This window comes from Archangium primigenium, assembly GCF_016904885.1.
Taxonomy (GTDB): Bacteria; Myxococcota; Myxococcia; order Myxococcales; family Myxococcaceae; genus Cystobacter; species Cystobacter primigenius.
The window spans coordinates 3,253,680-3,278,478 of sequence record NZ_JADWYI010000001.1 but is presented as its reverse complement, the minus strand read 5'-3'; the positions used below and the strand labels follow the sequence as shown (position 1 = coordinate 3,278,478).

General features: G+C 72.4%; 12 protein-coding genes. 6 read left to right on the top strand and 6 right to left on the bottom strand.

The features are described from left to right. The first annotated feature begins 9 nt into the window (after window positions 1–9). Together I3V78_RS13870 and I3V78_RS13865 are read left to right on the top strand one after the other, a co-directional pair. Window positions 10–2,190 carry a DUF4139 domain-containing protein gene (locus tag I3V78_RS13870; protein ID WP_204487977.1) on the top strand — a complete coding sequence of 727 codons (2,181 nt, stop codon included), beginning with the start codon at window positions 10–12 and terminating at the stop codon, window positions 2,188–2,190. Beyond that, window positions 2,190–3,740: a DUF4139 domain-containing protein gene (locus I3V78_RS13865; RefSeq protein WP_204487975.1), complete on the top strand. Its 1,551-nt coding sequence runs from the start codon at window positions 2,190–2,192 to the stop codon at window positions 3,738–3,740. The genes I3V78_RS13870 and I3V78_RS13865 overlap by 1 nt, the downstream gene beginning before the upstream one ends. Here the strand turns inward: I3V78_RS13865 and I3V78_RS40330 are convergent. From I3V78_RS40330 to I3V78_RS13835, 6 genes are read right to left on the bottom strand one after another with little or no spacing between them, the layout of a single operon-like run. Next, window positions 3,737–4,426: a thrombospondin type 3 repeat-containing protein gene (locus I3V78_RS40330; protein ID WP_204487973.1), complete on the bottom strand. Its 690-nt coding sequence runs from the start codon at window positions 4,424–4,426 to the stop codon at window positions 3,737–3,739. The genes I3V78_RS13865 and I3V78_RS40330 overlap by 4 nt on opposite strands. Before the next feature lie 45 nt (window positions 4,427–4,471). Next, a complete protein-coding gene (locus I3V78_RS13855) occupies window positions 4,472–5,725 on the bottom strand; it encodes a hydroxymethylglutaryl-CoA synthase family protein (RefSeq protein WP_204487971.1) in 1,254 nt (417 codons plus the stop codon). Between the two features lie 45 nt (window positions 5,726–5,770). After that, entirely contained in the window at window positions 5,771–6,811 is a 1,041-nt protein-coding gene (locus tag I3V78_RS13850; RefSeq protein WP_204487969.1) for an alcohol dehydrogenase catalytic domain-containing protein, read from the bottom strand. 35 nt (window positions 6,812–6,846) lie between these two features. After that, complete coding sequence (locus I3V78_RS13845) at window positions 6,847–7,581, bottom strand: CoA-transferase subunit beta (protein ID WP_204487968.1); 735 nt, start codon at window positions 7,579–7,581, stop codon at window positions 6,847–6,849. After that, on the bottom strand, window positions 7,578–8,378 hold the full coding sequence (locus tag I3V78_RS13840; protein ID WP_204487966.1) for a CoA transferase subunit A: 801 nt from the start codon (window positions 8,376–8,378) through the stop codon (window positions 7,578–7,580). The genes I3V78_RS13845 and I3V78_RS13840 overlap by 4 nt, the downstream gene beginning before the upstream one ends. Continuing rightward, window positions 8,375–9,031, bottom strand: a complete 657-nt coding sequence (locus I3V78_RS13835) for a TetR/AcrR family transcriptional regulator (RefSeq protein ID WP_204487964.1) — start codon at window positions 9,029–9,031, stop codon at window positions 8,375–8,377. The genes I3V78_RS13840 and I3V78_RS13835 overlap by 4 nt, the downstream gene beginning before the upstream one ends. A 341-nt stretch (window positions 9,032–9,372) precedes the next feature. Between I3V78_RS13835 and I3V78_RS13830 the strand changes: the two genes are divergently transcribed. From I3V78_RS13830 to I3V78_RS13815, 4 genes are all read left to right on the top strand, one after another. Beyond that, window positions 9,373–10,470 carry a DUF3800 domain-containing protein gene (locus I3V78_RS13830; protein ID WP_204487962.1) on the top strand — a complete coding sequence of 366 codons (1,098 nt, stop codon included), beginning with the start codon at window positions 9,373–9,375 and terminating at the stop codon, window positions 10,468–10,470. 628 nt (window positions 10,471–11,098) lie between these two features. Further along, on the top strand, window positions 11,099–21,952 hold the full coding sequence (locus I3V78_RS13825) for a non-ribosomal peptide synthetase (RefSeq protein WP_204487960.1): 10,854 nt from the start codon (window positions 11,099–11,101) through the stop codon (window positions 21,950–21,952). Next, entirely contained in the window at window positions 21,949–23,727 is a 1,779-nt protein-coding gene (locus I3V78_RS13820) for a class I adenylate-forming enzyme family protein (RefSeq protein ID WP_204487958.1), read from the top strand. The genes I3V78_RS13825 and I3V78_RS13820 overlap by 4 nt, the downstream gene beginning before the upstream one ends. Continuing rightward, entirely contained in the window at window positions 23,724–24,455 is a 732-nt protein-coding gene (locus tag I3V78_RS13815; RefSeq protein ID WP_239576421.1) for a hypothetical protein, read from the top strand. The genes I3V78_RS13820 and I3V78_RS13815 overlap by 4 nt, the downstream gene beginning before the upstream one ends. The last annotated feature ends 344 nt before the right edge of the window (window positions 24,456–24,799 follow it).

The window sequence follows — 24,799 nt, the reverse complement described above, 5'->3', positions numbered from 1 at the left end:
AGCGCGCCCATGATCGTCGTACCCTCCACGCTGGAGGCGGTCACCGTCCACGCCGAAGGAGCCCTGTGCACGCGGCTCGCCTGGGTGCCCGCGGACCAGGGCCGGCTGCCCGTGCACGTGCGCATCGACGGGCTGCCCCTGGGCCTGCGCGAGGACTCGCTCCGGGCGGCGGTGCTCTCCGGCCCCGCGGACCTGCGGGTGCGCGACGTGCGGCCCACCTTCGACGTCCAGGTGCCATCCGAGGCCGAGCTGCCCCGCGCCCAGCACGCCCTGGAGGAGGCCCAGGACACGCTCGCCACGCTCGTGGCCGAGCTGGAGCGCACCCGGCGGGACATCGCCTCGCTGCAGGGCCTCAAGCCCGCGTTCCCCCCGCGCTCGCGCAACGAGCCCCAGCCCCCCCGCGAGTCGGCGCTCGGCGCCATCCTCTCCCTGGGCGCCTTCGTGGACACGGAGCTCTCCACCCAGCAGGCCCGCCTGCTCGAGCTGGAGCGCCAGTACCGCGAGGCCGAGGAGCGGGTGGAGCTGTGCCGCAAGCGGCTGCAGGAGGGCTCCTCCGCCGCCCGGGGCCAGCGCACCCGGCTGCACCGCGCCGCCCTGCTCACGCTCTCGGAGGTGGGCGCCCATGCCGAGCGCGTCCAGGTGGCGCTCGAGTACGCGGTGCCCGGGGCCCGGTGGGTGCCGGGCTACGAGCTGCGCATGCCCCGGACGCTCGATGGCGGCACGCTGCGGATGCGCGCCGCCCTGCTGCAGCGCACGGGTGAGGACTGGAGTCAGGTGCGCCTGAGCGTGTCCACCGCGCACCTGGAGCGCCGCGCCGAGGTGCCCGAGCTCAAGGCCCTGCGTATCGGCCGACGGCAGCCGCCGCCCGCGCGCTCGGGTTGGCGCGAGCCGCCCCCCGGCCTCGACACCCTGTTCTCCGGCTACGACGCCGTCCCGCCCCCCGCGCCGCCCCCGCCCTCCGTGGAGCGCCCCCGGGCGCGCGAGTTGGCGCCGCCGCCCGCGCCTCCGCCGCCCCCGGCCCCCCAGCGCATCACCCAGTCCATGCCCGCGGTGGGCGGCAGGCCCCCGCCCCCGGGAGCCGCGCCCGCCGCCTCGGCGCCCGCGCCCAAGCCCATGGCCCCGCGGAGGAACTCGGAGCTCATGAAGCGCCGCAGCGTCATGGTCGAGGAGGACGAGGACGAGGGCGCGCCCAGCATGAGCGCCCCCTCGCTCGACATGCTGGAGGAGGAGGTGGAGGAGCCCGCCTTCGGTGGAAGCGCCCCGCGCGGAGGTGCCGGGGCGGAGAAGGCCCGTGCCCTGGAGCCCGAGGCGAACCTGCTCGACTACGGCCAGTTGGTGATGGGCGCCGCCGAGGAGCCGGAGCGCCGCGGTCGGCTGTACGCCCGGCCCGGGACGGCCGTCCAGGAGCGGCTCGTGGCCCTGGGGCTCCACCTGCACCTGGATGTCTTCGCGCTCGTGGCCCAGTCCGAGCAGCTCGCGGAGACGGTGCGGCACGTGGCGCCTCCGCCCGGCTGTGTTCCGCCGCGGGAGTCCTCGCCGAACTTCGCCCACCGCTTCGACGTGGAGGGCCGCGTGGACGTGCCGTCCGATGGGGGCTGGCACAGCGTGCCGGTCCTCGCCGCGCAGGTGGGCCTCACCCCCGAGTACGTGAGCGTGCCCTCGGTGGAGCCGATCGTGTTCCGCACCGTCCAGGTGGAGAACCGCACGCCGCATGCCCTGCTCGCGGGTCCGGTGGAGGTCACCCTCGGGGACGAGTTCCTCATGACGTCCACCCTGCCCACGCTCGCCCCCGGCGCCCATCAGCGGCTGGGCCTGGGCGTCGAGGAGTCCATCAAGGTGTCGCGCCGCACGCGCTTCGAGGAGCTGTCCGGCGGCATGTTCAACAACGCGAACGTGCTGCAGCACCAGGTGACCGTGGAGCTGGCCAACCGCACCCCGCGCGCCGTCACCGTGGAGGTGCTCGAGCGCGTGCCCGCGGTGCCCCTGGCGGAGAAGGACATCAAGGTGGAGGAGGCCGAGGTGAAGCCCACCTGGAGCCGGCGCGAGGCCCCGCCCGGCGAGGCCCCCGTCGAGGGCGAGCGGCGCTGGAGGGTGACGCTCGGCCCCGGCGAGACGCACAAGCTGCTCGCCACGTGGTCCATTCGCATTCCCGCCCACAAGATGCTCGTGGGCGGCAACCGGAGGACGTGATGCCCACGCCCGTCAACCTGCCCATCGTCAAGGTCACGGTCCTCGAGGATCGCGCGCTGGTGGAGCGCCGCGCCGACCTCACCCTGTCCGCCGGCACGCAGTCCGTGAGCGTGGAGGGGCTGTCCCCCCTCGCCGTGGATCGCTCGCTCCAGGCCCAGCTCACCGGCGGCGCCATCCTCCAGGCCCGGCTGAGCCGCGTGGCCCGCGAGAAGCCGCGCGGCGAGGCCGTGGACAAGGGCCCCTTGCGCGCACGCGTGGAGACGCTCGAGCGCGAGTACAAGCTCGCCCAGGCCGAGGTGGAGCGCCTGCACACGCGCCTGGCCACGGTGGAGACGGCGCGCGAGGACGTGCTGCGCGCCATCGCCGAGTTCGTGGGCCAGGGGCAGGAGCAGTCCCAGGTCTGGCATGGCCAGCTGGACAGGGTGCGCCAGGCGGCGACGGCCGCCGACCAGGCGCTCCGGGACGCCACCCGCCGCGCCGCGCGCACGCGCCAGCAGTGGGCGGAGGCCCAGTCCGTGCTCGCCCAGGCGGAGCCCACGGAGAAGACGCTCGACACCTCGGCGCGGCTGGAGCTCACCCACCCCACGGGCGGCACCGTGGCCCTGCGGGTGACGTACCTGGTGCCGTGCGCGGCGTGGCGGCCCGCCTACCGCGCCACGCTCCTGCCCGGCGAGGGCGGAGAGTCGGTGACGCTCGAGTGCGAGGCGGTGGTGTGGCAGCGCACCGGGGAGGACTGGACGGACGTGGAGCTGGCGCTGTCCACGGCCCGCCCCACCCTGGGCGCGAGCCCGCCCCGGCTGGTGGAGGACTGGCTGCGGCTGCGCGACAAGAGCGAGCAGGAGAAGCAGGTCGTGGAGGTGGCCGTGCGCGAGGAGGTGCTCCAGCACACAGGCGAGGGCGCCGCCACGCGGGTCCGGGAGATGCCCGGCCTGGACGATGGCGGCGAGGCCCTGTCGCTCCGGGCCCCCCACCGCGTCACCCTGCCGGGCGACGGCGCGCCCCACCGTGTCCCCTTGTTCCAGTTCACCGCGCCCGCGACCTCGGAGCTCGTGGGCATGCCGGAGCACTCGCCCCTGGTGCACCGCGTGGCGCGCTTCGACAACCGGGGCACGCACGTCCTGCTCGCGGGCCCGGTGGAGCTCGTGCGCACGAGCGGGTACGTGGGCCGGGCCTCGCTCGCCTTCACCGGCGTGGGCGAGCGGCTCAAGCTGGGCTTTGGCAGCGAGGACGCCCTGCGCATCCTGCGCAAGGTGGACACGAAGCAGGACACCCAGCGCCTCACCGGCCGGCGCGTCCACACCCACCGGGTGACGCTCTACCTGTCCAACACCGGCACGCGCCCGGAGAAGGTGGTGCTCGAGGAGCGCATCCCCGTCTCGGAAGTGGAGGCGGTGGAGGTGAAGCTCCTGCCCGAGCAGACGAAGCCCGCCCCCACCCGGGTGAGCGAGGACGGCATCGTCCGCTTCGAGCTGAATGCTCCGACGGGCGCCCAGCAGGAGCTCGCCCTCGCCTACACCGTGAGCGGCTCGGCGAAGGTGGCCGGGCTCTAGAACGGCAACGTCACGTGCAGCGTGTTGTTCTCGGGCGTGTCGTCAATCGCTTGCGACGCGGCGATGACCGAGAACTCCACGGGCGCCCGTTGAAGCGTCTCCACCTTCAGCCGCACCGTTGTCCTGGCGCCTGGCTTGAGATCACCGATGGAGCAGTGGACGCGGCGGGCCTCCGGGTCTTCCTCGCACTTCCAGGCACGGTCTGGGAGGATCTTCCGCAGCCGCGCCTCCTCGGGAAGGACGACTTCCAGGGTCACGGGTCCGGTGGCCGCGAAGCCCACATTGCGGACCTCGATCCGCGCCGTGAGGACCTGCCCGACACGCGTCGGAGGCGACACGGAGAGCGACGGAACGAGGTCCGCCGACGAGACGGGTCCTTCACAGGCGTCTCCGTACCCGTCTCCATCGGAGTCCCGTTGATCGGGATTGGCGACCCCGATGCAGTTGTCCAGGCCACTCACGATGCCGTCCCCGTCGGGGTCCACGAGCATCATGAGGGCCTCGCCCGCCTGCACCGAGAGGCAGGGCCCGATGCCCCCCGACGCCTCGATAGAGGGAGGCCGCGAGGCCGCGACTTCCCACGCGTCGTCGGCGCCCCGGGCCTGCCCGAGCGGGAGCGGGCCTCCCACCGCGAGCCAGCACCCGAGGACCCTCCAGCGCCACGCGCTCCGCCGTGCCCGCTTCATGCACCTGCCTCTCGCACTGGCCAGGACGGGCACGGCCGGCCCTTCTCAGCCGCCCACGTAGGCGCGGCGGTGGTCGCGGATCTCCTTGAGGCGGAACTCGCCCGGGGCCGGCGTGAGCTGCTCCGGCGCGTCCGAGGACAGGTTCATGATGCGCTCGTACTCCGCCACGGAGACGCGCTCGCGGCGCGCGAGCACGCCCTCCACGTTGGCCTTGGCGATGCGCTGGGCGGCGTTGGCGCCCACCACGCCGGAGTAGAACTCCGAGCAGCAGCCGCTGCCGTAGGACAGCAGGCCGATGCGCTTGCCGGCGAGCTGCGCGGCCTCGGCGCTCATCAGGCCCGTGAGCGCCAGGTACAGCGAGGCGGTGTACACGTTGCCGATGCGGGCGTTGACGCCGAGCGACGAGGCCACCTGGGCGTCGTAGCTGGCGGTGGACTTGGCGGCCTCCTCGCGCTCGGCGGCCGTGGCGTTCTGGGTGGCCGGCGCGGCCTCCAGGTCACACAGGCGCAGCTGGGTGTGGGCCTTGCGCGCCATCTTGCAGAAGGGCACGTGGTAGAGGATGCGCGCGAGCTGCTCGCTGGGCAGCGAGTCACCCCAGCGCACCACCTCGTGCGCCAGCGCCCGCTCGCGCCAGCCGCGGTACGCGCCCGAGAGCGCGTCCAGGTAGCAGCTGATGGAGTAGTGCCCGTCCACCAGCGCCTCGCGCCGGCCCGAGGGACGCCAGAAGTCGTACACGTCGATGGTGCACGCGCCGTTGAGCCCCACGTCCAGCGCGAGCAGGTCCGGCTGCTCGGAGACGAGCAGGGCCACCGCGCCGCCACCCTGGGTGGGCTCGCCCGGGGTGTTCAGGCCGTAGCGGGCGATGTCCGAGCAGACCACGATGGCCGAGCGGCCGGCGGCGGCGCCCGAGGCGATCCACTCGCTGGCGGCCATGAGGCCCGCGGTGCCGCCGTAGCACGCGTGCTGGGCGTCGAAGGTGCGCATGGAGCGCGGCAGCTTGAGCAGGCCCTGGACGTGCGAGGCCACCGGCTTGGCGTGGTCCACGCCCGTCTCGGTGCCCACCACGAGCATGCCGATGCGCGAGGGATCCACGCCCTGCTCCTGGATGAGCCGGGAGGCGGCCGTGGCGGCCAGCGCCACCGAGTCCTCACCCGGATCCGGCACCGCCATCTCCTTGGCGCCGAGGCCCGCGGTGTACTTGGCGGGATCCACCCCGCGCGCCTGGGCCAGCTCCGCGATGTCCACGTACCGGCGCGGCACCGCGATGGCCAGCGCCTCGATTCCAACTTGCTTCTTCATGACGAATACCTCGCTCGGGGGCGGGAAAAACGGGGGTTGGGAAGATTACTGGAGTTCCTGGGGCAGAAGCACGACGCGGCCGGCGATTTCCCGGTTCTCCAGGCGGAAGTGCGCCTTGCCGGCCTCGGACAGGGCCACGGCGTCGGAGACGAACGGGCGGATCTTCTTGTCGGCCACGAGCTTGAGGGACTCGTCCAGCTCCTCGCGCGTGGTGGCGAAGGCGCCGATGATCTCCAGCTCCTTGACGATGACGAGGCCGGGGTTCAAGTCCACCTTGCCCGTCTCCAGGTTGCCCACCACCACCACGCGGCCACCCGGAGCCATGGCCTTGAGCGACTGGGCGAAGGTGGCGCTGCCGACAATCTCGATGGCCACGTTCACGCCCTCGCCGCCGGTGAGCCGGCGCGCCTCGTTGGCGAAGTCCAGGCCCCGCGAGATGATGACCTCGTCGGCGCCCGCCTCGCGCAGCGCCTGCACCTTGGCCTCGCCGCTCGTCACCGCGATGACGCGCGCGCCGTCCACCTTGGCCAGCTGCACCGCCGCCAGGCCCACGCCGCCGCTCGCGCCGGTGATGAGCACCGTCTCGCCCGCGCGGATCTTCCCGCGCGTGCGCAGCGTGTGCACCGCCGTGCCCAGGGTGCAGCACACCGTGGCCGCCACCGGCCAGGGGAGCCCCTCCGGCACCCGGCCCAGGCCCATGACGGGCGCCGTCATGTACTCCGCGTAGCCGCCGGAGATCTCCTCGCCGAAGAAGCGGTTGTCCTTCTTGCACAGGCTGTTGCGGCCGCTCTTGCACAGCGCGCACTCGCCACACGACAGCCGCTGCAGCGTGGCCACCCGGTCGCCCACCTTCCACCCGGGCGTGTCCGGACCCACCTCGACAACCTCTCCGGCCGCCTCGTGGCCGAGGATGGCGGGCACGTGGGTGCGCGGCAGGTTGCCCCGGCGGTTGATGACGTCGTGGTAGCAGACACCACAGGCGTGCACCTTGATGAGCACCTCGCCCCGGCCCGGACGGGGATCCGGAACAGTCTCCAACCGCAGGTTGCTCGCCGCGCCAAACTCACGAAGAACGACAGCCCTCATTGCAAACTCCCGAAGAGATGGGTGGTGGGTGCGGATCAGGCCCCGACGAGCTGGTCGCGGTAGCCTCGAGAATCGATGGACCGGATGGCCGCGAGCGTGCGGGCGTCCGGCAGCGGCGTGACGGGCAGGTGCGCCTCCGCCTGGAAGGAAAAGCCCGTGCGCTCGGAGATCTGCTCCACGCTGGCCCACGGGTGCCGGGCGAGCAGCTTCGCGCCGCCCACGCCCAGCTCGAACACGCCCAGGTCGGACACGAGCCGCACCGGACGGCGATCGTCCCGGGTCGTCACCACCTGCACCTGGGCCACGAGGTTGCGCCGGGACTGCCGGGGCACGAGCAGCACGGGCCGGCGCACCCACTGGCGCAGGGTGGCCGCGCCCGCGACGCCGGGGAACTTGGTGCGCGGGCTGCCCAGGCTGCCCGAGGCCGTCATGTTGGTGCGGCCCAGGGCATCCACCTCGGCGGCGCCGAAGAACACCGTGTCCACCCGGCCGCGGCGCGCATGGTCGAAGAGGTCCGGGATGGACACTTCCGCCGAGCGGCCCTCCAGGAAGCGCAGGTCCTCGGACGAGGGGTGGAGCGTGGGCAGGTCCGGGTTGAGCGAGCCCACACACGCCAGGTACGTGAGCCGGGGGGCATGGGTGGCCCGCGCCACCGCGATGGCGAGGATGGCCAGGGGCGAGGCGACGCCGGTGGCCACCACCGCGCCGTCCTCGATGTCCCGCGCGAGCAGGGACACCACCACTTCGGCGGGAGTCGCGTCCGCGCTCATGCCACGCTCCGCTTGCTCAAGAGGCGCTCCAGGAACACGCCCTCGCGGCCGGCCTCGGCCAGGGAGAGGTAGTCCGCCAACATCGCGTCATCGTGCGGGTACAGGCCCGCGCAGCCGGTGGGCGCCGCGCCTCCCCGCGCGAGCGCCACGCGCTCCACCTGGAAGCTGGGAATCGTGACACGAGGCAGCTTCGCCACGCGCTCCTCGGCCGTGGCGAGCACCCGCCGCGCCGCGCCCGCCACCAGCAGGTCCGTGGTGGGGTCCTCGATGTAGAGGTTGCCCTGCTCGTCCGCCGCGCGGGCGTGGATGAGGGCCACGTCCGGGTAGAAGGCCTGCTCCACGGGCACGGACTGCCCGGTGTAGGGGTCCACCACGGTGAGCAGCGGCTCGGCCTCGGCCAGCTCGGACACGTCCGCGTCCGGCGCGGGGATGAAGGGCAGGCCCATGGACGCCGCGCGCAGGCGCTGCACCACGCGGTAGCCGTCATGCTCGCGCCAGGCGATGGTGCCCTGCTCGATGGCCCGCTTGAGGCACGGCAGGGGCCGCACCCGGCCCTCCAGGTGCAGCGCGCCGAAGGGCAGCTCCACCCGGGACAGACACCCGCCGGCCACGAGGAACTCGACGGGCAGCGGGTTGGGCAGGGAGATGACCTGGAGGTTCTTGCGCCCCTGGGCGATGAGCTCCAGCACCAGGGCCATGGGGGCGCGCCCCAGCATGAATCCACCGGGGGCGAGCCACGCCCCGTCCGGAATGCTGGCCACGATCTCGGCCAGCGAGCTCCAACGACCTGACTTCATGAGAGGCCCTCCGCGGGCTTGGGGGGCACGAGCGACAGCGTGGGAGAGGCCCCCACGGCCGGATGGACGAGCCCCGTGAAGAGCAGGTCCACCATCTCGTCCGCCACCTGGGTGGCCGACAGCCGACCATCCGGTTGGAACCACTTGTAGATCCACAGGATCATGCCGAGGAACGAGAACGCGGCGACGGTGGGCTGCACCGGGCGGATGCGGCCCGTGCGCACGGCCTCGGCGAACGCGTCCTCGAGGAAGCGCACGTAGCGCTTCTTGCGCTGATCGATGAAGGAGCGGGCCTCGCCGGTGAGCGTGGCGTGCTCGTGGAGGATGATGATGACCTCCTTGGAGCAGCCGCCCGTGACCAGGTGGATGTTCAGGCGCATGCACTCGCGCAGACGCTCCACGGGATCCGGCAGGGAGGCCACCTTGTCGAGCACGTCCTGCTCGAAGGCGCTCATGCCGTAGCTCATGATGTCGAAGAGCAGCTGCTCCTTGTTCTGCACGTGGTGGTAGAGCCCGGCCTTGGTCATCCGGCACGCGGCGGCGATCTCCTGCATGGAGGTGCCTTCGTAGCCGCGCTCGCAGATGAGACGCGCCGCCGTCTCCATGATGGCCCGGTAGCGCTCGCCGTCGTCCTGCTTCCGTCCCGATTGCATCGCGTGTCCTTTCCGGGTCGGGTCCAGGGCCTCGATGACCACCTACCGACCGGTCGGTAAATTCTCCTTTCGGACAAAAACCGTCAAGGGCAAAGGGCCATTTCCAATAAATTCAGGGGGTTGGAAATCTCGCAGGAGGGAGGACCGAGGGATTTGGGCCCAAGTCGACAAGCAGCCGTACCCTTCGTGGTCTGCCCCCCTCATCACCTGCATCCAGGATTGCCCTGCCGATCATCAGAGCGCGGCGGACTGGGGACTCAGCGGAGGGACTTGTTCCACTTCACCAAGAATCCAGCCCCACTGCGACACAACACACGCATCTTCTGTGTGAGGCAAAGACAGTGATCACAAACTTCTACATCGACGAGAGTGGCAGCTCGGGAGGCTTGGCACGGCCAGGCGCGCACTTCGCCTTTGGCGGACAGCAGATTTTTGTACTGGCCTGCTTGGGCGTCGATGACGAAAGCGCCTTGGCGGCGGAACTGGTGCGCCTCAAGAAACACTACCGAATACAGTCGCCAGAGATGAAGTCTTCATCGGTTGAAGGAAAGGAGCGACTGATGACGGAACTCGCCGCGTTCATCCGCACGCATCAACTGCCGATGATGATCGAACTCGTCGACAAGCGCTTCATGATCGCCACGAACATCCTCATGACGCTCGTTCTACCGCCTATAGACGACATCAACTTCATGCCCGAGAATCAATGGATGATCAATCTCATGGCGGAATACATCCATGAGAATGCGCCACTGACTGCGTTCGAGGCATACGCTGCGGCATGCGATGCGCCCTCGCCCAAGAGCGTGACCTCCGCGTTTCAGAGCATGCTGGAGTGGCTTGAGCCGCGCTCTCGGAGCGAAGACATCGCGGAAGCGCTCCATCGCGGTACGGCGAAGAGCTTCGGCGAGTTCCTTCAGGCTGGGCCGGAGAACGAGGCCGCACAGCGACGCGTCTTGCCGATGCCCGATGTCGGCAAGCGTGGCCAGTCCATTTCGATGCTGCCCAATCTCAGCTCGCTCACCAACATCTATGCGCGCATCAACCAGCTTCGTGCCGGGCGCATCGCGGACGTGACGCTCATTCACGACGAGCAAGCGCACTTCGATGCGATTCTTCTAGAGGCCAAGGCCATGACCGAGGAGTTGGTTGGAAATGGCCTTACTGTCCCCTTTCCTCATGCCGATTATCGCTTCAAAGAGAAGGCTTCCTTGAGGTTCGTGAAGTCGCAGGGGCATCCTGGCATCCAAGCCGCAGACCTGCTCGCCGGGTTCATGATGCGCAGCACGAAGGCCGTCCTCTACAATGGGGAGACGCTGCAACCCGAGACTGTAGAGGCATTCCAGGCGATCACCGCGGTATGTGAGCCGACACTCGGTATCGGCGTCAACTTCGTGCTTTCGACAGCGGACCTCGAGCGCCTGCCAAGCTCCGCATAAAGCGCTCGTAACTGTTCACCAACGCATCACTGCTCATCGGAGCCGACCGGCGTGGCCCATGACCAATGCGAGCCCACGACGTCCGCCCGCGTCATTTCGCGGGTCGCCGTTTGTTGGAGCCGCTGAGCCGTTTCCCGGGAGAGCGATTCTGGCCAGAGCGGCTTGGCTGAAAGCCGAACGAATCATGGCGATCGCCCGCGTCTTGAAGGGAGGGCGGACATCGCGCTGCGTCATCTCGATGGTTGCGTGTTCCACCCACTCCCGGATCGCGCGCTGTGTCATTTCAATGGTTGCATGACCCATTCAATTCCTGACTCGCACAGAGCGATACGCCACGCATGACGAGGAGGCTCCCGCAGGAGCGCCACAGGTCGTGCCCGCCTGTCGAGCGATGGCCTCAGGCTGTCGGGTCCCTTTCGAGCTCCGCTTCGAATAACCCCTCTGCGTTCGTGTCGAGCATGCGGTTGAGGGCAAAGGCATCCAGGGGCATGCATTAGGACAACTGGCTGGCATGACATTTAACTTGAATACTGCGCCAAAGCCGGAAATCTAACTTTACTTTTTGCCAAAACTTTTCGTATGAGAAGCGCGCCCCGCTGACCCACACATCCTGGTGAGGACGCCCCCCGTGGTCAAACCGAGCGCCAGACTTGAACTGTCCGATGCCCAGACCGGTGTGTGGCTCGCCGAGCGCGCGGGGTATAGCCGTCCCGGCTCCTACCAGTGGGCCGAGTATCTGGACCTGTGCGGGACCGTCCGGACCGACCTGCTGACCGCCGCGCTCACGCGGGCCGCCACGGAGTGCGAGGCGGTCCGAGTGGTCTTCGAGGAGACGGCCGATTCCCTTCTCCGGCAACGGGTCCCGGACTCCGCCGACCCCCGGGTGCTCACCGTGGACTTCCGGGAGGCCGCCGATCCCGTCGCCTCGGCGCGGGCGTGGATGGCCGAGCGTCTCGCGGCGGCGGGCGAGGAATTGTTCCTGGGGGCCGTGCTGCGGCTGACCGAGGAGCGGCAGTGGGTGTTCCTGCGGGTGCACCACATCGCCCTCGACGGCGCGGGCATGGCGCTGCTCGTGCGGCGCGTGGCCGAGCTTTACGAGTGCCTTCGGGAAGAGCGCGCCGTGCCCGGAACCGGGTGGGCCTCCCTCGCCGAGGTCTCCGCCGCCGAGCAGGCGTATCGCGATTCGTCGGCGCTCGCCGAGGACCGCGCGTGGTGGCTCGCACGGCTCGCCGACCGGCCAGAGCCGGTGGTGGTCGGGTCGCGCGCCGCGCCCGCCGCCGAGGCCTCGGTGCGGTGGACCCGCGTGCTGGAGGAAGCGGAGTTCGCCCGACTGCGGCAGGGCTCCGAGCGGTTGGGGACGCGGTGGTCCCGCGTGCTCACCGCAGCCACGGCCGTGCACGTGCAGGCCGTCACCGGGCAGTCGGATCTGCTGCTCAGCCTACCCGTCTCCGGCCGCGCGGCGGAGCTGACCGTGCCCGCCATGACGGCCAACGTGGTGCCCCTGCGCCTGCGCGTCGACCTGGCGGGCACCGTGGGTGGGCTGCTCCAGGAGGTGTCGGAGCAATTGAGCGCCCTCCGGTCGCGGCAGCGCTACCGGGGTGAACGTCTGCGGCGCGAGCTGGGGCTGCCGGAGGACGGGCGGAAGTTCTTCGGACCGGTGCTCAACATCCAGCGGTTCGACCACGTGCTGCGCTTCGGCTCGGCGACGGTGACCGTGCACAACCTCCAGGCCCCGCCGTCGGAGGACTTGTCCGTGGTGGCCTACGACCGGGGTGACGGCCGGCTGCGCCTGGACTTCGACGCCAACCCCACCACGTGCTCTCCCCAGCGGCTGCGGGAGCTGGGCGAGCGGTTCGAGCACGTGCTGTGGCAGCTGGTCGAGGCCACCCCGGACACGCCCCTGGTCGACGTCCAGCCCACCACGGCCGCCGAGCGCGCGCACCTGCTCGACCTGGGCACCGGGGCCGCCCTGGCGGCGCGCGCCAGCACGGTGCCCTCGGCCTTCGCCGCGCGGGTCCGCCAACGGCCAGAGTCCCCTGCCGTGCACTGCCCGTCGACTGGGCAGCGGCTCACCTACCGCGAGCTGGACGCGCGGGCCACCGCCCTGGCCGCCCGGCTCGCCGGGGCGGGTGCCGGGCCCGGGAGCAACGTCGCGCTGCTGCTGCCGCGCTCGGTGGACTTCGTGGTCGCCGTGCTCGCCGTGCTCAAGTCCGGCGCGGCCTATGTGCCCCTGAACGCCGAGGACCCGCCGCCCCGGCGCGCGGTCGTGATCGCCGACTCCGGCGCCCGGCTGCTGCTCACCGACGAGGTCAACGCGACGGCCCCCGGTCTGCACGTGCTGACCGTCCATGGCACCGGCCCGGGCGCCGCGTGCCCGGAGGTCCGTGGGGACGACCTGGCCTGCGTCATGTTCACCTCGGGCTCCACCGGCACGCCCAAGGGCGTCGGCGTCACGCACGCCAACCTGGTCGACCTCGCCGCCGACCGCTGGTGGACCGAGGGCGGGGCCGAGCGGGTGCTGCTGCACTCCGCGCAGGCCTTCGACGCCATCAACATGGAGCTGTGGGTCCCGCTGCTCACCGGCGGCGAGATCGTGCTCGCCCCGCCCGGCAGGCTCGACCCCGGCGAGCTGGCCCGCACCCTCGCCACCGCCGGGGTCACCGGCATGTGGCTCACCGCCGGGCTGTTCAACGCGATCGCCACCCAGGACCCGCGCTGCCTCACCGGGCTGCGCCAGGTATGGACTGGCGGGGACGTGGTCTCCCCCGCAGCCGTGCGCGCCGTGCGGGAAGCGCTGCCCGGGCTCACCGTCGTCAACGGCTACGGCCCCACCGAGACCACCGTCTTCGCCACCCGCTACCCCGCGGGCCCCATCACCGATGGGGTCCCCATCGGCCGTCCCCTCAACGGCATGCGGGTGCTCCTGCTCGACGCGGCCCTGCGCCCCGTGCCGCTCGGCACCACCGGCGAGGTGTACATCGGTGGCGCGGGCGTGGCCCTGGGCTACCTGAACCGGCCGGGGGCCACCGCCGAGCGCTTCCTGCCCGACCCGTCCGGTCCGCCCGGCTCCCGCGTCTACCGCACCGGCGACCTGGCCCGCTGGAACCCCGAGGGGCAGTTGGAGTTCGTCGGGCGCGCCGACGGCCAGGTGAAGCTGCGCGGCTTCCGAGTGGAGCTGGGAGAGGTGGACGCCGCGCTGCTGGAGCAGCCAGGGGTGCGACAGGCCGCGACCGTGCTGCGCGAGGGCCGCCTGGTCTCCTACGTCGTCGGCGAGGTCCCGGACCGGGTGCTGGAGCGGCTCGGGGAGCGGCTGCCGCCGTTCCTGGTGCCCTCGGCCGTGGTCGCGCTGGCCGCGCTGCCGTTGACCCGCAACGGGAAGCTCGACCGCGCCGCCCTGCCCGACCCCTCGGCCCCCGCGCCCGAGCCGGTGCGCGCCACGGGCTCGGCCATCGAGCGGACCCTCGCGACGCTGTTCGCGCAGGTGCTCGGCCGGGCCGAGGTGCCCGTGGACGGGGACTTCTTCAAGCTCGGCGGCGACAGCATCCGGGCCATTCAGCTCGCCGCCGCCGCGCAGCGCGCCGGGCTGGCGGTCAGCACCTCCGACGTCTTCCGCGCCCCGACCGTCACCGCCCTGGCCAAGGGCCTCGCGCTGCCCGCCGCGCGCGGCCGGAGCCTGGCCCTCGGCGACCCCGACGACCCGATCGTGCCGCTCACCCCGGTCATGCACTGGCTGCGCGGCCGAGGCGCGCCGGACCACCGGTTCGTCCAGTCGATGACCGTGCGCACCCCGGCCGGGTGCACGGCCGAGCAGGTGCGCGCCGTGGTCCAGGCGCTGGTCGACCACCACGGCATGCTGCGCCTCGCCCTGTCCGAAGTGGCGGGGGTGTGGGCGCTCCGGGTGCGGGAGCAGGTCACCGTCAGGCTGGACCGGCCCATCGACCTGGCGCTCGGCCACGTCCTGCACGCCACCTGGCGCGAGGATCGGCTCACGCTGACCGCGCATCACCTGTGCGTGGACGGCGTGTCCTGGCGCATCCTGCTCGACGACCTGCACACGGCCTGGGCGGCGGTCCGCGACGGCCGCGCCCCGAAGCTGCCCGCCAACGGCACGTCGTTCCCACAGTGGGCGCGGGCCCTGCTCCAGCACGCCCACCACCCCGACGTGCTGGCGGATCTGCCCCGCTGGCTCGCCCCGGTCGAGGACGCGCCGGTGGGCGGCCGTGCGCTGGACCCCGCGCGGGACACCGAGGACACCCGGCAGTGGCACTCGATCAGCCTGGCCGCGGACTTCCTCACCCCGGCCGCGGACGCCTTCGACTGCTCGGTGTACGAATTGCTGCTGACCGCGTTCACGCTGGCCGCAGGCCCGGTGCGGGTGGAGCTGGAGGGCCACGGGCGCGAGGAGTTCGCCGACGGCCTCGACCTCTCGCGGACGGTGGGCTGGTTCACCACGCTCTACCCCGTCCAACTGTCCGCGGGCTGTTCCTGGCCCACCGACCCCGTCGACCTGGACGGCGCGGTCGCCCGGGTGCGCGAGACCCTGAATGGCCTGGCGCGCACCGGTTTCGGCCACGGCCTGCTGCGCCACCTCAACCCGCAGACCGCACCGCTCCTGGCCAAGATTCCGGCCCCTCGGTACGCGTTCAACTACCTGGGCCACTTCGACGTCGCCGGAGCCGGGGACTGGGCGGTGCTGCCCGAGGACACCGTGGTCGGTGCGACCACCGGCGGATCGCTCGCGCTGGCCCACGCGGTGGAGCTGGACGCGGTGCTCGCCAACCACCCCGAGGGTCCCCGACTGGTGGCGAACTGGTCCTGGCCGGGAGGGCTGCTGCCCCGCGAGGAGATCAGCGCGCTGGCCGAGCGCTGGTTCGAGGTGCTGACCGCGCTCGGCACGCGGGCCCGGGCCCGGGCCACCGGCGCGCTGCCGCTGCCGCCACTGGCCCAGGGGCTGTTGTTCCACTCCCTCTACGACCACGACGGCGCCGACCCCTACCTGGTGCAGTTCGTCTTCGAGCTGGAGGGCGCGCTGGACGCGGCCGGGCTGCGTGCCGCCCTGCACCGGCTGCTGCTGCGCCACCCGCAGCTGTCCGCCGGAGTGCGGCAGAGCCCGGCGGGCAGGCCGGTGCAGGTGATCGACCCGGAGTTCTCCGTGCCCTGGCACGACTTGCCCGCGCATGAGGACCTGGAGGCCTTCCTGGCGCAGGACCGGCAACGGCGCTTCGACCTGGCCCGCCCGCCGCTGTTCCGCGCCGCCCTGCAACGGCGTGCGGATGAGCGGCACGTGTTCGTGCTGACCACCCATCACCTGCTGCTGGACGGCTGGTCCATGCCGATCCTGGTGAAGGAGCTGTTCGGCCTGTACGCCGGGAAGGCGCTGCCCCCGGCGCCCGCCTACCGTGACTTCCTGGACTGGCTCGCCACCCGCGATCCACATGCCGCCGAGGCGGCCTGGCGCGACATCCTCTCCACCGTGGACGGACCGACGCTGGTCGGCGGGCCGGGCCGGCGGGGCTCGGCCTCGGCCCGGCTGCGGTGCGAGGCGGACCTGCCCGCGGGGCTCGCCGAGGTCGCCCGTCGGCGGGGCGTCACGCCGAACGTCGTGGTGCAGCTGGCCTGGGCCGTGCTGGTGGGCGCGCTGACCGGTCGACAGGACGTCGTCTTCGGCGCGACGGTGTCCGGCAGGCCGCCGGAGCTGCCCGGCGCGGAGGGCATCGTCGGCCTGTTGATCAACACCATCCCGGTTCGGGTCGGACTGGCCCCGGCCCGCACGGTCGCGGACGCCCTGGCCGCGCTGCGCGCGCAGCAACTGTCCGTGCTGGAGCACCAGCATGTGGACCTGACGCGGCTCCAGGCCCTGGCCGGGCAGACGGAGCTGTTCGACACGGTGGTGGTGTTCGAGAACTACCCCCTGGAAGAGGAGGCGCTGCCCGGTCTGGTGCTGCGCAGCGCACGGGGCCTGGATGGCACGCACTACCCGCTGACCCTCGTCGTGATGCCCGGGGAGCAGGGGCGATTGCGCCTGGACCACGGCACCGACGTCCTCGACGCCGAGGGCGCGCGTCGGCTGCTCGCCCGGCTCGCCTCGCTCCTCACGCAGTTCGCCGCCCGGCCGGACGTGACCCTGGGGGCCCTCGACCTGCTGCTGCCCGACGAGCACGAGCCGTCTCCCGCCCCGGAGACGGCGCGGCGGAGCACCCTGCCCGAGCTGTTCGAGGCCCAGGTGCGGGCCCGCCCGGAGGCCGTGGCCGTCACCTACGAGGGCGAACACCTGACCTACCGCGAGCTCAACGCCCGCGCGAACCGTCTGGCCCACCACCTGGTGGCACGGGGGGCGGGTCTGGAGCGCCTGGTGGCCCTGGTGCTGCCGCGCTCGCTGGACCTGGTGGTCGCGGTGCTGGCGGTGCTCAAGTCCGGCGCGGGGTACGTGCCCATGGACCCCGACCAGCCCGAGGAACGCCTGCGGCAGGTGCTCGCCGCGGTGAAGCCGGTGTGGGTGCTCGACCGGGTGGACCCGTCGGAGGAGTACCCCGAGCACGACCTCGGGCCGTGCGCGGATCCGGACGGCGTCGCCTACGTCATCCACACCTCCGGCTCGACCGGTGTGCCCAAGGGCGTGGTGGTGTCGCACCAGAACGTCGTGCGGCTGCTGGACACCACCGACCCCTGGTTCAAGTTCGGCCCCGACGACGTCCACACGCTGTTCCACTCCTACGCCTTCGACGTATCGGTGTTCGAGCTGTGGACCATGCTGACCAAGGGCGGGCGGCTCGTGGTGGTGCCCAAGCACGTCACCCGGTCCCCGCAGGAGTTCCTCGCCCTGCTGGCGCGCGAGCGCGTGACGGTGCTGAGCCAGACCCCGTCGGCCTTCTACCAACTGCCCCCGGCCGACCTGGCGCTGCGCGTGGTGGTCTTCGCCGGCGAGGCCCTGGAGCTGACCCGCATCCGTGCCTGGCGGCGTCCTGGCGGGCCGAAGCTGGTCAACATGTACGGGATCACCGAGACCACGGTGCACTCCAGCTACATCGAGCTCGATGACCCGGACGAGACCGCCAGCGTGATCGGGGTCGCGCTGCCGGATCTGCGGCTGCGCCTGCTCGACCACGCCTTGCGGCCGGTGCCTCCTGGCTGTCCCGGCGAGATCTACGTGGCCGGGCCCGGCGTGACGCGCGGCTACCTGAACCGGCCCGAGCTCACCGCGGCCCGGTTCGTCCCCGACCCGTTCGGTGCCCCTGGCGAGCGCATGTACCGCTCCGGGGACCTCGCCCGGCGGCTGCCGGATGGCGGCCTGGTGTACCTGGGCCGTGCCGACCAGCAGGTGAAGATCCGGGGCTTCCGCATCGAGCCCGGCGAGGTCGAGCGTGTCCTGGAGCGGCATCCCTCGGTGGTCCAGGCGGTGGTGCTGCCCGATTCGGACCGGCTGATCTGCTACGCCGTGCTGACCGGCGACCTGGACGCGGCCGGACTGCGCGAGCACGCGCGGACCGTGCTGCCCGAGTACATGGTGCCCGCGTTCGTGGTGCCGGTGCCGGCGATCCCGCTGACCGTCAATGGCAAGCTGGACCGCAGGGCCCTGCCCAAACCGCAGTCCACGTTGCCGGTGAGCCGGCCGCCCCGCACGCCGATGGAGAAGCTGCTGTGCGCGCTGTACGCCGAGGTGCTCGACGTGCCCGCGGTCGGCGCGGAGGACAGCTTCTTCGACCTGGGTGGGCACTCGCTGCTGGCCACCCGGCTGATCAACCGGGTGCGCGCGGAGACCGGCGCGGTGCTGGGCATCCGCACCCTCTTCGACGCCCCCGTGGTGGCCGACCTGGCCCGCCGTCTGCCGGAGGCGCCCGCCGCGCCGGACACCGCGTTCACCCCCGGGGCCCGGCCCGCGCACATCCCGCTGTCCGCCGCCCAGCGCAGGCTGTGGTTCTTCAGCCAGTTCGCCGGGCCCAACTCCGTGTACAACATGGCCTTCGCCACGCGGCTGCGCGGGGACCTGAACGAGGACGCCCTGCGGGCGGCCCTGCACGACGTGCTCGAGCGGCACGAGAGCCTGCGCACCCAGGTGGTCGAGGGTGGCGGCGAGCCCGGCCAGCGGATCTGCTCGGCCGACGGGCTGCCCGTGCAGACGCTCGCGGTGCCCGAGTCGGCGCTGGCCGACCGGCTCGCCGAGGCCGCCGGGCACGTCTTCGACCTCACCGCCGAGCTGCCCGTGCGCGCCCTGCTCTGCCGCACCGGGCCGCGAGACCACGTGCTGCTGCTCGTCCTGCACCACATCGCCGCCGACGGCTGGTCCCTGTCCCCGCTGGCCCGCGACCTGTCCACCGCCTACCGCGCCCGACTCGACGGGAAGCGTCCCCAGTGGGCGAGTGTGCCGGTGCAGTACGCCGACTACGCGCTCCAGCAGCGCACCCCCGACCCCGCCCACTGGGTCGAGGTGCTGCGGGGCCTCCCGGACGTGCTGCCGCTGCCCACCGACCACTCCCGGCCGCCGGTGTCCGCGCACCGCGGGGAGAGCGTCAGCTTCCGACTGGACGCCGCCCTGCACGGCCGGATCACCGAGCTGGCCCGCGCGCACCGGGCGAGCGTGTTCATGGTGTTGCACGCCGCGATCGCCGGCCTGCTGTACCGCCTGGGGGCGGGCGTGGACATCCCCATCGGCACCCCGGTCGCCGGGCGGCACGACGCCGCGCTGCACGACACCATCGGCTGCTTCATCAACACCGTGGTGCTGCGCACCGACCTGTCCGGCACGCCCACCTTCGCCGAGCTGCTGGCGCGGGTGCGCACGGTGGACCTGGACGCGTTCGCCCACCAGGACGTGCCGTTCGAGCAGGTGGTGGAAGCGCTCAACCCGCCGCGCTCGCTGTCCCGGCACCCGCTGTTCCAGGTGATGCTGGCCATCCAGGACACCCCGGCCGCCGAGTTCACCCTGCCCGGGGTGCGCGCCGAGCCCGTGGCCGTGCACGGCGGGGCCTCGCGACTGGACCTGCTGTGGAGCCTGCGCCAGGAGCCCGACGGGATCGACGGGCTGCTTGAGTACAACACCGAGCTCTTCACCCCCGCCACGGCGCGACTGATGCTGGCCCGCCTGGACCTGTTGCTGCGCGCCGCCGTCGCCGACCCGGACCGCCCGATCACCGACCTGCCGGTGCTCGTCCCCGGTGAGCGGGAACGGCTGCTCACCCGCTGGAACGACACGGCGCGGACCGTGCCGGACACCTCGGTGCACGCCCTGTTCGCCGAGCGGGCACGCACCACGCCCGAGGCGCTGGCGGTGGACGACCTCACCTACCGGCAACTGGCGGAGCGGGTCGAGCAGCTCGCCGAGCGGTTCCGCGAACTCGGGGCCGGTCCGGGCAGCCTGATCGCCCTGGTGCTTCACCGCACCACCGACCTGCCCGCCGCGATGCTGGCCGCCGACCTCGTCGGAGCGGCCCACCTGCCCCTGGAACCCGGGCTGCCGCCGGAGCGCCTCACCGCGCTGCTCGCCGACGCGCGACCGGCACTGGTGGTGGACGACGAGAACGGCCCGCGCGTCACGGCCCGCCCGGGGACACCGGTGCCCGAGGACACCGCCTACGTCCGGTACACCTCCGGGTCCACCGGGCGCCCCAAGGGCGTGGTGGTATCCAGGTCCGCGCGGCTCAACCTGCTGCATGCCATGCGCGAGCGCTTGGACCTCACCCCGGCGGACCGGGTATTGGCCTCCGCACCGGTCGGATTCGACATCTCCGAGCTGGAGCTGTTGCTGCCCTTGATGACCGGAGCCGCGCAGGTGCTCGCGGACCGCGACACCGTGCGCGAGCCGGACGAGCTGCTGGCCCTGCTGGAGCGCCGCCAGGTCACCGTGGTGCAGGCGACGCCCTCGCTGTGGCTCGCCCTGGCCGCCCGTCGCCCGGAGTGCCTGCGCCGGGTGCGTGCGCTGATCGGCGGAGAGGCCGTGCCCAGCGGACTGGCCGAGGAACTGCGCGGCCAGGTGACCTCCCTGCTGGCCTGCTACGGGCCGACCGAGACCACCGTGTGGTCCACCACGTTCCCGGTCACCGGCGCCACCGGAGCCACCGTCCCCATTGGACGACCCTTGTGGAACACCCGCTGCCACGTGCTGGACGAGCGGTTGAACCTGGTGCCTCCCGGTGTGCTCGGCGAGCTCTACCTGGCCGGGGACGGGGTGGCCACGGGCTACCTGCGCCAGCCGGGCCTCACCGCCTCGCGCTTCCTGCCCGACCCGTACGGGCCGCCCGGCGGCCGCATGTACCGCACCGGGGATCTCGCCTCCCGGAGCGCGGATGGAGTGCTCAGCTTCCACGGGCGCACCGACGACCAGGTCAAGGTGCGCGGCCACCGCGTGGAGTTGGGCGAGGTGGAGGCGGTGCTCGCCCAGCACGCCGACGTGCACGCGGCCGCGGTGACCGTGCACCGCAAGGGCGTGCTGGTCGGCTACCTGGTGCCCGCCGTGGCCGAGCCGGACCTGTCCGCGATCGGCGCGCACATGGCGCGGCACCTGCCCGACCACATGGTGCCCGCCCGGCTGGTCGCGGTGCGCGAGTTCCCCTTGAGCGCCAACGGGAAGGTGCGGCGCGACCAACTGCCCGAGCCGGACTGGTCCGTGGCCGCCGAAATCACGGCCACCCCGGGGGAGCAACTGGTGTGCGGGCTGTTCGCCGACGTGCTCGAGCTGCCCTCGGTCCGCCCCGGCGAGAACTTCTTCGAGCTGGGCGGGCATTCGCTGGTGGCGGCGAGGCTGATCGCTCGGGTGCGCGCGGTGTTCGGCGTGGCCCTGGGCGTGCGAGACGTGTTCACCGCCCCCACCCCGGCGGCGCTCGCCGCGCGCCTCGCCGGAGCGGCCGAGGCCGGTCCGCTGGTGCCCCTGCGCACCGGGGGATCCGCCGCACCGCTGTGCTGCGTGCCGGCGTTGAGCGGCCTGAGCGGCGTGTACGCGGGACTGCTGCCCCACCTGGATGGAGAGCACCCGGTGTACGGCCTGCACACGGACGCCCTGCCGGACTCGATCGAGGAGCTGGCCGAGCACCACGTCACGGCCCTGCGCGCCGCCCACCCCGAGGGGCCCTACCACCTGCTCGGCTGGTCCTTCGGTGGATTGGTGGCGCATGCGATGGCCGTGCGGCTGCGGGAGCTCGGCGCCTCCGTCGGCCTGCTGGTCGTGGTCGACTCGGTCGCGGGCGCGGTGGCCGAGGCGGGGCCGGTCGAGGAGCGGATCAACCGACTGCTGGGCCGTGACAGCGCGCCGCTGGTCGCGGTGGCGCGCAACAACGAACGGCTGCTGCGGGCCTACCAACCGCCGGTCTACCCGGGGGACGTCGTGTACTTCAACGCGGCGGGCGGCGCGAACCACGAGCGGTGGCGGTCGCACGTCGGCGGGCGGCTCACCGTTCACCAATTGGCCGCGGCGCACCACGAAGTATTCCAGCCCGAGCACGTGGCCGAGGCCGGCGCGCTGCTCCAGGACGAACTGAGGAGGACGCGATGATCGACCACCTGCCCGCCGGGGCTCGTGTGGTGGTGCGGCTGCCCAACGGACCGGGCCTGGCCCAGGCGCTGCTCGACTGCTTCGACCGCGAGCTCGTCGCGGTGCCCATGCACCCGCGCAGCACGGACGCCGCGGTGCGCGGCATCGTCGACCGGGTCGCCGCCTGCGCCGTGCTGGACGAGCACGGGCTGCACGACACCGGCCACCCCGCCGCGCACCCGGAGGCCGAGGGCCTGGCGTTCCTGATGTTCACCTCGGGCTCCACCGGCCCGCAGAAGGGCGTCATGCTCAGCCGGATGGCGGTGCTGGGCAACGCGGCCAAGACCGCCGCGCTCCATGGGCTCACCCCCGACCGGCCGCACGGCACCTGCCTGCCGCTGTACCACTGCAACGCGCTGGTCATGTCCCTGTTGGGCACGCACCTCACCGGCACGCCGCTGGTGCTGCACAACGGCACGGACCCGGCCGGGTACTTCGCCGCGCTGCGGGCCGCCGGGGCCCGGACCGCCTCCATCGTGCCCGCGCTGCTGGCCGACCTGCTGGACGTCGCGCCGGAGTGGCCGGAGGGCCTGGAGTACCTCATCACCGCGGCCGCGCCGCTGACGCCGGAGCTGGCCCGCCGCTTCCACGCCCGCTACGGCCCGAGGCTGCGCCAGGGCTACGGCCTGACCGAGGCGGTGAACTTCAGCTTCACCACGCCCCTGCTCGACGGGCCCGCGTTCACCCGCCAGTACCTGGACCAGCACCCGCCGGTCGGCGTGGCGCTGCCGGAGACGGAGCTGCGGCTGGTCGACGGCGAGGTGTGGGTGCGCACCCCGGACATGATGCGCGGCTACTGGCGGGACCCGGCGGCCACGGCGGCGGCGCTGACCGAGGACGGCTGGCTGCGCACCGGAGACCTCGGGGAGTTGCGCGAGGGCCTGCTGGTGCTGCGGGGCCGGGCCGGCGAGCGCATCAACCGGGGCGGCGAGAAGCACTACCCCCTGGAAGTCGAGCGGCTCTGGCGCGAGGCCGGACTCGACGGGCGGTTCGCGGCGGTGGCCGTCGCCGAACCCACGCTCGGCCAGGAGATCGGGCTCGTCGCCACCGACCAGTCGGTGGAGGCCGTGCGCGCGGTATGCGAGCGCAGCCCGCTGCGGCCCGCCGCGATGCAATGGGGCGGATTCCAGGCCACCTCGACCGGCAAACCCCAGCGCAAGGCCATGGGCCGCTCGCTGGTCGCGCTGCGGTACGCGCCCGCCCGGTACGAGCGGCTGCTGCGGTACGCCTCGGCCACCGCGCACGACCTGCTCCGCTCCGGCGCGGACGATGCCGGGCTGCGCGCCCTGGCCGAGCACGTCACCGAGCCCGCGCGCGAGGGCGAGGAGCCGGTGTTCGAGGCGCTGGAGTTCATGCGCACCCACTGGCACCGGCGGGCCGATCCCGAGCTGGTGGAGGCGAAGGCCCGCTGGCGCGAGCGGTTGAGCACCGAGTGGCCCCTGGCCGGGTACACCGAGCTCGCCGACCGCCTGCGCGAGGCCCACCCGGGCGCGGAGGTGTCCAGCCACCTGCCCACGATCACGACCGCCGAGGGCTGCCCGTGGGCGCTCGGCCCCCTGCTGTCCTTCATGGAATTCCCCACCCAAGAGCCAGGCAGCCGGTGGCACGGGCTCGCCCGACTGCGCGAGGCGGGCTTCGCCGTCGTCGGCTGCGCGGTGCTGCGCGCGGGCCGCCACGACCTCGGCGGCGTGCTGTGGGCCCACACCCCGACCAGCGAGAACAGAGGCAACGCATGAGCAGGATGAAGCAGGTCCCCGACCACGAGGACGAGGTGTTGGACCTGGAGCGACACCAGGACCCCAGCCGCAATTGCATCACCCCGGTGGTGCAACTGCCCCCGGAGGTCGCCCTGACCGTCGTGAACGCGCTCGCCGGGCTGGTCCGCCATGCCCACCAGCGGGAACACCAGTCCCCCACCCCACCCCGCGCGCTCAAGGAGGCGCAGGCGTTCGAGGAGGGTGACGTGTTCATGCTGGCTCCCCCGTTCGAGGGCTACTTCGCCGACCGCTACCTGATGGACTTCTATGACACGCAGGAGCGCGGCATCTGCTCCCGCATGCACCTGCACACGGGCCTGCGCTTCGTGCGGATGATGACCGGCCCGGACACCACCATCCGCGTCTCCAGCCTGTCCCCGCTGATCGTCCGCTCCCGCCCGGACTGGACGGCCCCCCTGCACACCTTCGTCGACGCCCTGCCGGACACCCCGGAAGGCGTGCACCGGGAACGGTACAACGTCGTCGTGCCCTCGAACTGCTGGGTGGACATGCAGATCCCCCGGGGCGTCTCGCACCAGTTCAACGCGGTCGGTCCCCATGCCGTGATTGACTCGGTGCACCCGGAGGAGTCCATCGAGACCCTGCGCGAAGGCATGTCCGGGTACCGGATGATGGCGCAGACCATCTTCCTGGCGGAGCACCGCAGCTCCTCCTCCACCTGCGCCGACACCGGCGACGAGGGCTGAAACCTGGACTTCTCGGGCGCGGACCTCGCCGCGCCTGGCGTCCCACTCCCGACTGGCAGGATTGTCCGGAGGGCGGGAACCCGGTCCCGGTAAGTCTTACCGCCGCGGGACGGGGCCCCCACGCATCCTCCCTTGTAACTCCTCGGAATCCCTGGGCATCTCCGGCCCTGGTGCCTTGGCATCCGGACTGCAATGACCTCCGGACACGAAGTCGGGAACGGGCAGCACGGGGCAGTCAGGGCGGGTCGGGGTTCGGGGTTGGACGGGGCGGGTCGGGGAAGGAACCGTTTCAGGAAGCGTGGGGGCAACACGGGGCAGTGGGGACGGCGACACTTCGGGGGAAG

Excerpts from the sequence above, each read along its gene's own strand:
- I3V78_RS13820 (WP_204487958.1), top strand. The coding sequence starts at position 21,949 with ATGATCGACCACCTGCCCGCCGGGGCTCGTGTGGTGGTGCGGCTGCCC.
- I3V78_RS13845 (WP_204487968.1), bottom strand. The coding sequence starts at position 7,581 with ATGAGCGCGGACGCGACTCCCGCCGAAGTGGTGGTGTCCCTGCTCGCG.
- I3V78_RS40330 (WP_204487973.1), bottom strand. The coding sequence starts at position 4,426 with ATGAAGCGGGCACGGCGGAGCGCGTGGCGCTGGAGGGTCCTCGGGTGC.
- I3V78_RS13855 (WP_204487971.1), bottom strand. The coding sequence starts at position 5,725 with ATGAAGAAGCAAGTTGGAATCGAGGCGCTGGCCATCGCGGTGCCGCGC.
- I3V78_RS13865 (WP_204487975.1), top strand. The coding sequence starts at position 2,190 with ATGCCCACGCCCGTCAACCTGCCCATCGTCAAGGTCACGGTCCTCGAG.
- I3V78_RS13850 (WP_204487969.1), bottom strand. The coding sequence starts at position 6,811 with ATGAGGGCTGTCGTTCTTCGTGAGTTTGGCGCGGCGAGCAACCTGCGG.
- I3V78_RS13840 (WP_204487966.1), bottom strand. The coding sequence starts at position 8,378 with ATGAAGTCAGGTCGTTGGAGCTCGCTGGCCGAGATCGTGGCCAGCATT.
- I3V78_RS13835 (WP_204487964.1), bottom strand. The coding sequence starts at position 9,031 with ATGCAATCGGGACGGAAGCAGGACGACGGCGAGCGCTACCGGGCCATC.
- I3V78_RS13870 (WP_204487977.1), top strand. The coding sequence starts at position 10 with ATGATCGTCGTACCCTCCACGCTGGAGGCGGTCACCGTCCACGCCGAA.
- I3V78_RS13815 (WP_239576421.1), top strand. The coding sequence starts at position 23,724 with ATGAGCAGGATGAAGCAGGTCCCCGACCACGAGGACGAGGTGTTGGAC.